This window comes from Vibrio sp. 10N.261.51.A3 (genome assembly GCF_041471965.1).
In the GTDB taxonomy this organism is placed as follows: domain Bacteria; phylum Pseudomonadota; class Gammaproteobacteria; order Enterobacterales; family Vibrionaceae; genus Vibrio; species Vibrio crassostreae_C.
The window spans coordinates 1-14,639 of sequence record NZ_JBFRPK010000006.1; the positions used below are offsets into that span (position 1 = coordinate 1).

Annotated in this window: 7 protein-coding genes and 1 pseudogene; 3 read left to right on the forward strand and 5 right to left on the reverse strand. The window is 44.5% G+C overall.

The features are described from left to right. From AB4371_RS02360 to speA, 3 genes and pseudogenes are all read right to left on the reverse strand, one after another. The coding region (locus tag AB4371_RS02360) for a retention module-containing protein (protein WP_372148785.1) at positions 1-5,884 on the reverse strand (5,884 nt) is incomplete at its 3' end. Positions 5,885-6,546: 662 nt separating this feature from the next. After that, positions 6,547-7,472 (reverse strand): annotated as a pseudogene (speB, locus tag AB4371_RS02365) (agmatinase). After that, a complete protein-coding gene (gene speA, locus AB4371_RS02370) occupies positions 7,472-9,379 on the reverse strand; it encodes an arginine decarboxylase (RefSeq protein WP_372148787.1) in 1,908 nt (635 codons plus the stop codon). The pseudogene speB and the gene speA overlap by 1 nt, the downstream one beginning before the upstream one ends. A 561-nt stretch (positions 9,380-9,940) precedes the next feature. On the opposite strand from speA, the gene AB4371_RS02375 reads away from it, so the two are divergent. From AB4371_RS02375 to AB4371_RS02385, 3 genes are all read left to right on the forward strand, one after another. Beyond that, positions 9,941-11,377, forward strand: a complete 1,437-nt coding sequence (locus tag AB4371_RS02375) for a coniferyl aldehyde dehydrogenase (RefSeq protein WP_372083876.1) — start codon at positions 9,941-9,943, stop codon at positions 11,375-11,377. Beyond that, on the forward strand, positions 11,374-11,952 hold the full coding sequence (locus tag AB4371_RS02380) for a TetR/AcrR family transcriptional regulator (RefSeq protein ID WP_017066051.1): 579 nt from the start codon (positions 11,374-11,376) through the stop codon (positions 11,950-11,952). The genes AB4371_RS02375 and AB4371_RS02380 overlap by 4 nt, the downstream gene beginning before the upstream one ends. A gap of 428 nt (positions 11,953-12,380) precedes the next feature. Further along, on the forward strand, positions 12,381-13,619 hold the full coding sequence (locus AB4371_RS02385) for a leucine-rich repeat-containing protein kinase family protein (protein WP_372073748.1): 1,239 nt from the start codon (positions 12,381-12,383) through the stop codon (positions 13,617-13,619). A gap of 81 nt (positions 13,620-13,700) precedes the next feature. Here the strand turns inward: AB4371_RS02385 and AB4371_RS02390 are convergent, their stop codons facing one another. Together AB4371_RS02390 and yqfB are read right to left on the reverse strand one after the other, a co-directional pair. Beyond that, on the reverse strand, positions 13,701-14,150 hold the full coding sequence (locus AB4371_RS02390) for a hypothetical protein (protein ID WP_017063604.1): 450 nt from the start codon (positions 14,148-14,150) through the stop codon (positions 13,701-13,703). Positions 14,151-14,218: 68 nt separating this feature from the next. After that, entirely contained in the window at positions 14,219-14,533 is a 315-nt protein-coding gene (gene yqfB / locus AB4371_RS02395; protein ID WP_017063603.1) for a N(4)-acetylcytidine aminohydrolase, read from the reverse strand. Positions 14,534-14,639 lie beyond the last annotated feature (106 nt).

Genomic DNA, 14,639 nt, shown 5'->3' on the forward strand with positions numbered 1-14,639 from the left:
CGTTATTGCCACGACCATCCTCGTGGTCGATATTCTCCAACAGCGTAAAGGTATATTGCCCCAGAGTCGCAGCGCTAAAGCTTAATGTGAAAATCTGTGTTTCTACATTCGAGGCACTAGTTGTAAAACCAACATAGTTACCTGAGCCTGTCGGATCTTCTTTCAGATCAATTGGCAGACCATCGGATTTCAATGAGTCATCACTGTTGAACTCACTTGGCTCTAAACGGAATTTCTCAACATCATCGCTTTGATTCGTGAATGAGATGGTTTCCGTTTGGCTAACCGCACTACCACTTGGCAATGAGCCATCAGCGAGATCCGCTTCTTTAAGTGATACGCTCGGCACCGCATCAATAGTCGGATTGTCACCATCAGTAATGGTCAGCGTAATGGTTGAAGTCACCGGGTCGTTATCAAAATCGCTTGAAGTCACGACAATCGACTTCACGATATCTTCACTAACTGAGTGGTCTAGATCGCGATTAGGTTCAAAGCGCACTTCCCCTTCAAGGGTGATATAAAGCTCACCTTCAGTGAAGCTGAACAGCTGTTCACCAGTGTCATTCTGATCAAGTGTTCTTAGTTGACCGTCATAGGTGAACTGAGTGATCGTCGCGCCATCAGCACTCTGATTTGGCATCACATCAATGGTGTTGGTTGTGATTGTGCCATCAGCCAGATTTGGCTCGATGATATCTAACGTACCGTCTTGCATGATTTGGACATCATCACCGATGGTCACGTTTAGCTGAGACACCAATGAATCATCGCCGTCCGTATCGACCGCATAAACAGGCAGATCGAAGCTCAGATCGTTCTTATCTAAACCATCTACATGGTCTAACGCTTCAAGCAGAGTAAAGGTGTATTCACCCAATGAGCTCGTAGAGAAAGCAATCGTAAACACTGGGATTTCAGCGCCCGAACCGTTGGTAATAAAGCCAATGTAAGTACCCAGATTAGCCGAATCTTCTTTTATCTCAACCGCAAATCCATTCGATTTCAGTGCACCGCCCACATTGAACTCTGTTGGCTCAATACGGAAACTGGTCACATCATCACTTTGATTGGTGAAGGTAATCGTCTCAGTTTGACTAACTGCAGTGCCACTTGGCGCAGAGCCGTCACTAAGATTGATTTCAGACAGAGTAACGCTTGGCACTGCATCAATGGTTGGGATATCACCGTCAGTAATGGTCAGAGTGACCGTTGACGTCACCACATCGTTATCTAAATCGCTTGAGGTCACCACAATCGATTTGACGATGTCTTCGCTAACCGTGTGGTCTAGATTGCGATTTGGTTCGAAGCGTACTTCACCTTCAAGAGTGATGAACAACTCACCCTCTGTGAAGCTAAATTGCTGCTCACCTGTGTCCGTTTGATCCAGTGTTCGAACTTGACCGTCATACGTAAACTGAGTGATCGTCGCACCATCGGCACTTTGTTCTGGCATCACATCGATGGTATTGGTTGTCACTGTGCCGTCTGCAAGATTTGGTTCAGTGATATCTAACGTACCACCTTGCATGATTTGAACATCATCACCAATGGTCACGTTAAGTTGAGACACCAACGAGTCATCGCCATCGCTATCGACCGCGTAAACCGGTAAGTCGAAACTCAAATTATTATTTGCGAGGCCATCTACATGGTCTAGTGCTTCAAGTAAGGTGAAGGTGTATTGACCTAAATTGGTATCCGAGAAACTAATCGTGAACACATTGGTTTCAACATTCGAACCATCAGTAACATAACCGATGTAGCCGCCCGGTGTGGTTGGGTCAGCTTTCAGCTCGACAGCTAATCCGTTTGATGTGAGAGTGCCGCCAAAATTGAACTCAGTCGGTTCAATACGGAAGCTGGTCACATCATCACTTTGAGTGGTGTAAGTAATAGTTTGAGTTGAGCTAACCGCGCTACCGCTTGGTGCAGAGCCATCACTCAGATTGGTTTCCGACAAGTTCACAGTTGGCACATTATCAATGGTCGGAATATCACCATCGGTAATGGTCAGCGTGACGGTTGAGGTAAGCACATCGTTATCGGAGTCACTAGATGTCACCACGATTGATTTCACAATGTCTTCGTTCAGCGTGTGGTCGAGATTGCGGTTGGGCTCAAAGCGCACTTCGCCTTGAAGCGTGATGAATAGTTCGCCTTCAGTAAAACTGAATTGCTGTTCACCATTGTCATTCTGATCAAGGGTTCGTAGTTGACCGTCATAAGTAAACTGAGTGATCGTCGCGCCATCAGCACTCTGATTTTGCATCACATCAATGGTGTTAGTTGTTACCGTACCATCTGCAAGGTTGGGCTCGACGATATCTAACGCAATATCTTGCATGATTTGAACATCATCACCGATAGTGACATTTAACGGAGACATCAGTGAATCATCGCCGTCACTGTCTACCGCATAAACAGGCAGATCAAAGCTGAGCTCGTTGTTACCACGGGCATCTTGATGGTCCAACGCTTCAATGAGTGTGAACGTGTATTCACCTAATATGGTGCTAGAAAAACTCAGCGTAAATACCGTGGTTTCGACATTCGTCGCACTAGTAGTAAAACCAATGTAGTCACCCGACCCTGTCGGCTCTTCACGTAACTCAACGGCTAAACCGTTCGATTTAAGATCATCGTTAGTATTGAATTCCGTTGGTTCAATTCGGAAACGAACCACATCATCACTTTGGTTGGTAAATGTGATGGTTTGAGTGGAGCTCACCGCGCTGCCACTAGGAGCGGAGCCATCAGTCAGATTTGTTTCAGAAAGGGTTACGCTTGGAATAACGTCAATCGTAGGGTTATCACCATCAGTAATCGTCAGCGTTACGGTAGAAGTCAGAGAATCGTTATCGAAGTCACTTGAAGTCACCACAATCGACTTCACGATGTCTTCGCTCGTTGTGTGGTCTAAATTACGATTTGGCTCAAAGCGTACTTCTCCTCCAAGAGTGATATATAGCTCGCCTTCCGTGAAGCTAAATTGCTGTTCGCCTGAAATGCTTTGATCCAGTGTGTTTACGACACCGTCATAAGTAAACTGAGTGATTGTCGCGCCGTCAGCACTTTGCGTTGGCATCACATCGATCATATTGGTCGTTACAATACCACCAGCCAAATCAGCAACATTCGGTTCAACGATATCTAATGTGCCGTCTTGCATGATTTGAACATCATCACCGATGGTCACATTCAGTTGCGAAACCAATGAATCATCGCCGTCTGTGTCAACCGCATAAACAGGTAGATCGAAGCTCAGATCGTTATTATCTAAACCATCCGCATGGTCTAACGCTTCAAGCAAAGTAAAGGTATATTCGCCCAAAGCACTTGTAGAGAAAGCAATCGTGAATACAGGAACTTCAGCGTTCAAGCCATCAGTAATAAAGCCTATGTAAGTACCTGGATTAGCCGAATCTTCTTTAATCTCTACCGTAAACCCATTGGACGTCAGAGCACCACCGACATTGAACTCGGCTGGTTCAATACGGAAACTCGCCACATCATCACTGCCTGCAGTAAAGGTAACCGTCTCGGTAGCGCTGACCGCACTTCCGCTTGGAGAAGATCCATCAGCAAGGTTGGTTTCTGAGAGAGTAACAGGCGGGATCAAATCAATGATTGGATCTTGGCCGTCAGTGATACTTAGCTCAAGCGATGAAGTGTCAGTGTCTCCATCACCATCTTCAGCTAAAAACGAGAACTGTTTGACGAGAGTTTCACTGCTTGAGTGGTCGATATCACGAGCGACTTCAAAACTAAAATCGCCATTTAGTGAGATGGTTACAACACCCTCAGTAAAACTGAATGTTTGAACAGCATCTGGCAGCAAGCTCTGATCTAGTGAGTAATCAACACCATCATAGTTAAAAGATTGAATTGTCGAGCCATCAGCGCCTTCGAAGTTGAATAGGTTATACGAAACAACGGTATCGCCGGCTAAAGTTGGTTCCGTGACTGACTCAACTTTATCAACTAGCTCAACAACATCATCTGTGACATTAACGAGAATCTCTGCGGCTTCTGGTGTACTCGAACCGCCAGATAGTGCAGAACGGTCGCCATCTGCATCAACAGCATAAATTGGCAATGCAAAAGTTAGCAGCGCATCTTCAGCGCCTTGATGAGAAAGTTCTTCATAAAGATTAAACTCATAGTTGCCCAATGAAGGGCTATCAATTTTAACATCAAAGACCGTAATTCGAGAACCATTGACTTCAACATAGCCTTCGTACGTTCGCACACCATTGGTTTCATCAACCAGCTCGAGTAACACAGCCTCACCATTTGAAACCAAGGTGCCACCCGTATTAAATTCCGTCGGCTCCAGTTCATAATGGTCGATGATGTCGCTTTCGAAAATATCGGCAGTGATACTTCCGCTCCCCGCTACAGGCGCGGTTCCCTCTTGTGAGCCACCAATGATGCCTGCTTCATCGACACTAATACTGTCGACATTAGTAATGACTGGGCTATCGCCATCAGTGATAACAATGTTGATGTTATTGGTTACAACATCTTGGTCGAAATCGGTAATCGTGATCGGTAAATCGAACGTCAGTGAATCGGTGCCCACTTGTTCTATTGGATTAAACTGCTCGAATTTATAAGTACCATCGGTATCTAGTGAGATAGTGAGAACAACCTCACCTCGACCTTGAATGGACAAAGTGATCGTTGTCCCATCATCAGATAGCCTTGCAAGCGTATTTTGATTATCGCTGAGCAACCCATCAAACTGGTCCAGTGCACCAGCATCAAATACAGCTGATTGAAGATTATCACTACCAATATTGGAGAACGCTCCTTCAATTGCTGCACTGCTAGTTTCTACGTTACTGATATTCACACTTTCAGCAGACGGATCGCCCCCATCAACCACGGCAACTTGCGCATTAATTGGTGTTGCTAATGGGTTTCCGGCGGTGTCTTCACCTTGAATATCAAAAGTGATGTTAATTTGATCGCCTGTATAGGAAACCTGACCGCCACCAACAGACGTTACGTGATCAATTGGTTGAGAAATCGTTGTGGTCAATGAAAGCTCAGCGTTGTTTCCAACACTAACAACATCGATGTCGATGCGTAATACTTCATCGGTGCCTTGAACACCAATGATAGAGTTCGTCGCCGCATCATAAGTAAACGTAACGGGTTGACCACTTGAAGTAATATCACTGTTTAGCTCTGTGAGTAGCGAAGCGAGAGACAGTGCTTCTGGAACAAAAGAATCAGGGGAGAGCGCTAAACTACCAGCAATGATAGTTTCTGTCGTCGTGATAGATTGAGGATAAGTATTATCAGATATCGAGCCTTCAGTAAGAGCTTCACTGATTGATTGGTCGCCTGATGAACGAGTGATCGACCTGAACTCTTCTCTGTCTTCATCAACCGTTTGTTCTGCTAGACCAGCGGTTTCAAAGAATGTCGATGGCTGAGTCTGTGTGTAGTTGTAATCAATAGTGACAAAGCCGGAGTTTGCAGAACCTTGTCCAGCACCAGCGGCCGTTGCCTCTAGGATTTGAGTCGGATCGGCACCACCTAAAATGGCTTCTTGAATTGCAGCAAGGTCGTCTTCGGTGAAGGTTTCTGCGTCCGCTTGCTGTAAGTCAAAATTAACCTCACCGGCTATTGGGGCGTCTACCCATGCAGCATTTTCATCAATACAACCGACACAATTCTCTGCAACTGGAATTGAATCATTCTGCACACCTAATACAAGTTCTGACTTGTTGGCCGTAATCACGATCTCATTTTCACGGATGATATCGCCAATTGAAATTTTTCTTGCGCTGCCGTCTGGCTTAACGACCACAACATGTCCACTAACTGCCTCAACTACAGCAACCTGGCGTGAAACTTCGATATCCATATATCCCCCGTAGTCACAAAACACTGCTCTCGAGCGCTGTGAAAATTATTGGTAATAACAATTTCAGGTTTCACTTGAATACATACTTAGCTCTCATCAATGACAATCCATTGTTACGCCTAACTGGCCTGAAATGAGAAAGTATTTCACCTGTTTTTTTATAGTTTACTTACTCTTAAGACTAGTCTTCCCCATAAAAAATGCCATGTCTGTGCTAAGAGGCGCTTTTTCACAAACCGAGGGATTCTTGTTGGAGTTTGAATAACTTAGTTAAAAGTTAGTATGGTATTGATTTATATGCAAATAAATTCACAATATAATTACACCTCATTATTTATAATACATACAGCAATAAAGTTGATAAATCATTAGCAAACATGGGGTATTGATTGATGCTTTCTATACGTCAACAGTAAAGCAGAAGTAATTACCATTTGTGAGACAATAACCAGAGGATAGGTGGTGGAGTTTGTATCAAAAACAATAAAACAAGTTGCATAAAATGTATATATCGGAATTTTAACCAACTGATAAACAACAGCTCCCCTCTTCAATTTGGTCACAGGTTGTTTTCTGGAAGTGACAAAAAAAGCCCACTAAGTTAAACCTTAGTGGGCTTTAAAATCAGTATATAGCGTTACGCTGTTAACAATGACACACTATTATTTAGCAAGGCGATTTGCAGTCCAGACGTAAAGCAGCTCGAGAGCAATCGTCGCACCAGCCAATGCTGTAATCTCGCTTTGGTCATACGCTGGAGAAACCTCTACAACGTCCATACCAACCATGTTGATACCTTGCAAGCCACGGATAATTTTCAGAACTTTATCTGAATTCAAACCGCCGCAAACCGGAGTACCTGTACCCGGAGCAAAAGCAGGATCCAGACAATCGATATCAAACGTTAGGTAAACTGGCTTATCACCAACAATGCCTTTCACTTGAGCAATGATCTCGTCCACGCTCATGTCGTTCGCTTGCATCGCGTTAATAACGTTAAAGCCGTGTCCTTCCTGCTTGTACTCTGTACGAATACCAATTTGCACTGAATGTTCAGGCGAAATTAAACCTTCATTTGGCGCATGGTAGAACATAGTACCGTGATCGTAACGACTGCCCTGACTGTAAGTGTCAGTGTGCGCGTCGAAGTGAATCAGAGCCATCTCACCGTACTTCTTGCCATATGCTCTTAACAAAGGCAGTGTAATGAAGTGATCGCCACCTAAACCTAACAGAGTTTTACCACTGTTTAGAATCGCATCAGCAGCTGCTTCTAAACGTTGAGTTAGGTCTTCTGCATCACCGCAATCAAACACAAGGTCGCCAGCATCAATTACCGAGGTATGTTCAAATACATTGAAATCCCACGGGAATTTTTTGCCTTCCCACGCCAAGTTCACAGAAGCACGACGAATCGCATCAGGGCCATACGAGCACCCGGACGACCGGACGTCGCCATATCTAGCGGCGCACCCAACACAACCACATCAGCATCGTTGTCGATTGGGTTCTGTGCCAAAGGACGACGCATAAACGTCATCGCATTGGAATACAGCGAGTAATCTGGTTTCGTAAATAGATCGTTCATTAAAAATCCTCAAGATAGGTGTAACCCATCAAGCCTTGCTCTAACTCTTCAAGTACGCTTTGCTGTTCTTGAGCTGGTACTTTCGCCGTGACCAATTCTTTGTAGTTCTGACGAATTAGGTCCATATCGATATGAACATAACGCATCATGTCTTCTACTGTGTCGCCTTCGTTGATGTAGTCGATATTCGCTTGACCACTTTCATCAACATTCACCACAACACTGTGCGTATCACCAAATAGGTTATGCATATCACCCAAGATCTCTTGGTATGCGCCTACTAGGAAAAAGCCCATCAGGTAAGGTTCGTCTGGGTTCCATGCTGGCACTGGCAACGTTGTTTCAATGCCCTGGCCGTCAACATACTGATCGATCGTACCGTCAGAATCACATGTGATATCTAGTACTACCGCGCGTCGCTCGTCCGCATTGTCCAAACCACTTAGAGGCAATACAGGGAACACCTGATCGATACCCCAAGCATCTGGCAACGATTGGAACAAAGAGAAGTTCACGAAAAACTTATCAGCCAAACGCTCACTCAACTCATCCAAGATTGGACGGTGGTAGCGGTTCTTAGTACTCATACGAGAGCTAAGTTCATAGTTAATACGCAAAGACATCTGTTCTGCCCAAGCACGGTGCTGAAGGTTCAGCATGCCTGTCGCAAATTGGTTGTGTGCTTCTGCGATATCACTTTGCGTGTCGTTGTAGATCTCAATCAGCGCGCGGTCATCATTACCTGCATCTAACTCCAAGAAGTTCTTCCACATGTTGTTTAGCAACAGTGGTGCGTCTGCTTCTGGCGCAGCCATATCTTCCGGTGAGTAGCTTTCAGTACCAATCACGTTGGTGATCAACACAGCATGGTGCGCAGTCAGTGAGCGACCAGACTCCGAAATAATCACAGGTTGTGGCTGATTGTAGAGTTTACAAATATCCCCTACTGTCATCACGATGTTACGAGCATATTCAAGCAAGCCGTAATTCATTGAGTTTGAAGATTGGCTACGCGTGCCGTCGTAATCGACTGCCAAGCCACCACCAACATCTAAGAACTTCAGTTGAGCGCCAATATCACGCAGTTCACAGTAGAAACGAGCCGCTTCACTCACGCCATTTCGCACGTCACGAATGTTTGCCATTTGTGAACCTAGGTGGAAGTGCACGAGTTCAAGTACATCCAGCTGGTCTTCGGCTTTCAAGCATTCGATAACAGTAAGCACTTGTGATGCAGACAAACCGAATTTCGACTTCTCACCACCACTTGCTTGCCATTTACCTGCACCTTGAGAAGCAAGACGAATACGTAAACCCAAACGAGGTTTTACGCCAAGTGCTTTCGCTTCAGAAAGAACAAGATCAAGCTCAGACAACTTCTCTAGAACGATAAAGACTTTGTGGCCTAGCTTTTCGCCAATCAGTGCAAGGCGGATGTATTCTCTGTCTTTGTAACCGTTACACACGATCACAGAGCTCGCTTTTTGAGCCAACGCCAGTACCGCTAATAGTTCAGGTTTGCTGCCCGCCTCTAGTCCTAGCTGCTTTTGCTCTAATTGAGCTTGGCTCGCTAAGATCTCATCAACCACTTCTTTTTGTTGGTTAACTTTAATCGGATAAACAAGTAGGTAACGATTGTCGTACTGATATTCGTCGATCGCTTGGTTAAATGCGTTACAGATATTGTGCACACGTTGATGCACTATTTGAGGAAAACGCACAAGAGCAGGTAAACCAATATTTCTTTGCTCTAACTGTTTTACGATCTTACTTAGTGGGACTTGATGATCCGTCTCGCTCGGTGAAACATACACCTCACCGTTATCATCAATTCCATAAAAACCTTGGCTCCAGTGCTTTACATTATACTCAGCACGGATGCGTTCCAAATTAACCGAATTTTCCAATTCTAGAGACCTCACACTATAGGGCCATCGACAGAAGATACCTCTTTGGAATAGCGAGGTATAACCCAACAAAAAGCGTTCAAAAACGATTTGTTGGCTGCATTAACCGATATTATTAAGAGCGAGTCCAACCATTGATATTTGTGGTGACGATTACGTTTTTTTATCGACAGATCGACTTAAAATGACAGGTAAGGAATTACAAGGTTTTAGGGTAAAAAACAGGCTGAAGCGCATTAAATATAAAGCAATTTCTCACATTAAATTAGGGAGAAAAAATGTGCAGAAACCAAAAGATTTTTAGTAAATTGAGTGAGGTTAAGTCAGAGTTGTGACAAATATAAGCACTTCACAATCTGAACTCTCGCTATCACCAACACAGCTTGTGTCCCGCGATTCGATGCCGATAAACACTTCATTCTTCCTACTAGAACTCGCTCACTTCAATGTTGTAACCGCTCAATTTTTGAACTTTTCTCGCGCATATCTTGTATTCGGTTCAATCTTCTTGTAATTTTAACTGACCAACCAATCGGTCAGCCTTCGAATTTAGGGGATACTATGAGCCATAATCTAGACCTTGAACCAAACACGTCGAGCACCAACGACATGGATCAAATATTCAACCGACAACAAGATCACTACCGTAACAACGTTAATCCAACACTTGATCAGAGACGAAATGATCTCTCAGTCTTGAAAAAACTATTAATGCGCTACCAAGAGCAGTTAATTGAAGCGGTATCAGAAGATTATGGCCATCGAGCAGAGCACGACAGCTTAATTGCTGACATCACCCCTTCCCTACACCAGATCAATTACAGTGATAAAAACCTGAAGAAGTGGTTGAAGCCTTCACGTCGAAAAGCCGGCTTGATGCTAACACCAGCCAAGATTACTGTGCATTATCAGCCAGTAGGTGTGGTTGGTATCATCGTGCCTTGGAACTTCCCAGTCATGCTCTCTTTAGGCCCTCTGATCACAGCGTTAGCAGCGGGCAACACGGCGATGCTCAAGATGTCGGAGTTTACTCCAGCGACCAACCGAATTTTAAAAGCGATGTTGGCCGAAGGCTTTAGTGAAGATCAGGTTGCGATTATCGAAGGCGAAGCTGACGTTTCCGCTAAATTTAGCCAACTGCCGTTTGACCATATCCTTTTCACAGGCTCAACCGCTGTGGGTAAACACGTTATGAGAGCAGCGGCTAACAACTTAACACCAGTTACCTTGGAATTAGGCGGCAAATCTCCAACCATCATTGCCCCTGACTTTGATGTAGCTGACGCTGTTGAACGTATCTTGTTTGCCAAGAGTCTAAACGCTGGCCAGATATGTGTAGCGCCTGATTACATCTTATTGCCGCGAGAAAAATCAGACGAGTTCATCACAGCCTATAAGCGTTATTTCAAGAAGCTTTATAAAGCCGGTATTGAGAGCAAAGACTTAACCTCAGTGATCAACATGCGCCAATACAATCGCTTGAAAGGTGTCATTGAAGACGCACAAGCCAAAGGCGCGGTTATTCACACGGTAACCGAACAAGCACAAGACGATGTAAACCACAGAATGACGCCGCACCTTCTCACCGAAGTGAACGATGAGATGCTCGCGATGCAAGAAGAGCTGTTTGGTCCTGTTTTGCCTATCGTGCCTTATGATTCCATCGAAGAAGCAATCAATTACATCACAGAGAGAGAACGCCCACTGGCTCTGTACCTAATGAGCCATAATAAAGAAACCCAAGACAAGCTTTTATCAGACACGCACTCTGGCGGCGTGTGTATTAATGATTCTTTGGTGCATGTGGCTGCAGAAGACGCACCATTCGGTGGCATCGGCCCTTCAGGCATGGGACACTATCACGGCATTGAGGGCTTCAAGACCCTTAGCCATGCCAAAACCGTTCTAAGTAGAGGAAAAATCAACTTCACCAAGTTAATGCATCCTCCTTACAACAACCCAATCAAGAAACTGATGTTCAAAGTACTCAATAGATGATCACCAAAAGACAAAAAATCCTAGATGCTGCACTCCTGCTCTTCTCTCAACAGGGGCTAGAGGGCACATCTACCGGACAAATAGCGAAAACAGCCGGCGTGGCAAAAGCGACGTTGTTCCACCACTTCGAGAATAAATCTCTATTGATTGATGAACTGTTTCGCGAGCTGAAGCTAGAGCTATTCTCGACCCTTCAACCGCACACTGATGTGGCTGTAGAAGATCGCTACCAAACCTTTAAGTTCATGTGGATCACAGGAATTGAGTGGGCATTAGAGAATCCGGTTGCGATGAAGTTCTTCACCAATGTTCATTTCGACCCAACGACTCAAACTCGAGAAGTGATTGTTTCACAGATGTTCGCATCGCTAGACGAGATCATTTTGAAAGGGCAACAAGATGGTGAATTGATGGTGTTGGACATTAACCTTGTTAGACACTTCATTCATAGCCACTTTCTGATTTGTGCAAACTGGCTGATTGAACAAAGCGAGTCTCCACCAGAGCAAACATCGAAGTACATCAACGATAGCTTTGATATGTGTTGGCGCGCCGTTGGTGGGCAAACCAAGTAGCTTTAGCTTTAAGCCCAAGGCTCTAAGCTCTAAGCCCAAGGCTCTAAGCTCTAAGCTCTAAGCTCTAAGCTCTAAGCTCTAAACCCTAAACCAAAAAATATAAATTCTAGATTCAATTTATTTCCAATAATGATCACTAAAGCGCCACACAGGTGCTTTAATTATTTGAACACAATTCAATCACTTGGACATAGACTCGAAGCAAATATTGGCTTCGGCTCTGCGTGAATACCAGGGTGCATTCATCTTGGTCAGTCATGATAGCGACTTTGTTGAGGAAGTCGGCGTTAGCCAAAACCATATCCAGCTTTAACCTTCGTAAATTCGTTCACTTAGTTTAGTTAAGCGAGTATTCTTCCGGATACTCGCCTTTCTTGATTGAGACAAGTAAACTACGCGCCTCGAACATCTATTCATAAGGCTAAGGTTTGCATACTCTAGAACAATTAAAATCAGGGCAACTTAAAGGTATTAAGCGCTTAAAACTGTCGGAAAGTCTCACCGAGTTTCCTCTAGAAATCATAGAGCTTGCAGATTCTCTTGAGATCCTAGACCTTTCAGGTAATCAGCTGTCAGACCTACCAGCCGAGTTATCAAAGCTAACTAACCTGCGTATTATCTTCGCGTCGAATAACCTGTTTACGCACCTGCCTGATGTTCTAGGGTCACTTCCTAAGCTCGAAATGGTTGGCTTCAAAACCAACCAAATCAAAACCGTTAGCGAACAATCTCTGCCGACTCAACTACGTTGGTTAATCCTGACCGACAATGAGATTGAGGCCCTGCCTAGCTCACTAGGTGAAAGACCGCGACTACAGAAACTGGCATTGGCGGGTAACAAGATTCGCGTGTTACCAGAAAGCATGGAAAACCTATCCAACCTTGAGCTAGTTCGCCTGTCTGCAAACCAGTTGACTGAATTCCCAGAGTTCCTTATCAAGCTACCAAAACTGGCTTGGTTAGCGTTTGCGGGTAACCCGTTTTGCAAACACCCTAGCAGCTTAGATAGCGTGCCTGCGGTTAGCTCTCAAAGCTATTCACTGAATCAAGTACTTGGCCAAGGCGCATCTGGCGTGATCTCGCATGCAAGCTGGCTAAACAGCGACTTCGATTTTCCACAGGAAGTGGCGGTTAAAGTGTTTAAAGGCGAAGTCACCAGTGACGGCTACCCACATGATGAACTGGAAGCGTGCTTGCAGGCTGGACACCATAACAACTTGGTAAAATCTATCGCCCAAGTAGAGGAACAAGATTACCTAGCTTTGGTGATGGAACTCATTCCAAACAGCTACTACAACCTAGGGCTACCACCAACACTCGAGACTTGCACGCGTGATACTTTCCCAGAAGGTTTCGAACTTTCAATTGCTCAAATCAATAGCATTACAGAGCAGATGATTGATGTGTTTGAACACCTTCATGCCAATAAAGTCTCTCATGGTGATCTATACGCTCACAACACTTTAGTGAACGAACAAGGTCAGATGATCTTTGGTGACTTTGGCGCTGCGACTATCTACGGCTACCTAACTGAAGAACATCAACAAGGTATTCGCCGAATTGAAGCACGTGCATTGAAGTACTTTATTGAAGACCTACTGACGATTTGTGCAAAGCAAGATCAAGACAGCGAGCTTTATACTCGATTGGCGAACTTCGAAGCTTAATAGAAGTATTCAGTCAGATTGAAGACAACAAAGCCAACATCACTGTTGGCTTTTTTATATGCTAATTAAACGAACCAGCGTTTAGCTTTCAACTTGAACAAGCTTCAAGTACGAATGCAGCTCTCCGCTCTTATACTCAACCGCAGAGTGAATATTAAGGTCAGCACGAGCCACAACAGCAAACTGGTAGCAGTTCTCACCCTTCAGAATCTCGACGTGTAACAAACCGTCTTTTAGTTGCCACTGCCCTGTTGTTTCAAATCGGTCGAACAAACGATATTCAATCAAAGAACCGTCAGCATTGAAGTGCACTTCAGTGATGTAACCGCCGGGGCAGCTCTTCACCCAAACTCGATTCTCGATATCACTGACCGTAAAGTTACGCCTTGTGTCACGCCACGCTAGAAAGCCTTCGCTATCATAAAGAGCAATGTCGAGATCAGTTCTAGAGATTAACGGCTGCTCATTTTGCTCACGACAATAAAGTTGAAGCAAAATTTGCTGAACTGTTTCGCTCTGTAATTCACTCATTGTGGCTTCCCTTTATCATTGCTCTGCGTTAGACGCAGTATTGATCAACAAATTCTATTTAAAGCGGGCTACACAAGCTCGTAAGAAACCACATACAGTTGAGAGATACCCGGGTAGATATCTTGAATCACGTCTTTCAGTACTTGCAGCGTCATGTTCTCTTGCTGAGCATGGAACTCACCTAAGTCATCAAACAAAATTGGCTCAACGCTGATGATCTTAAGATTACAGAACACACGGTCTTGCTCTAGCGTCGATACTTCCACAACACTGCCTGGCTGGTAGTCTCGCTCAGATTCATCACGAATAGTAATCGTCTTCTTGCCAGATAGGATGTCAGTTTCAAAACGTTCGAAGAACGTCATAGTGGTCGGTGCGGTCATTTATTTCGGTCGCTTTACATTTAAAGGTTAGGTAAATGTTTATATACCAGAATGCGTGTTCAAGCGAATAAAAATTAGGTGCGGGATGCGAGATGCGAGATGCGAG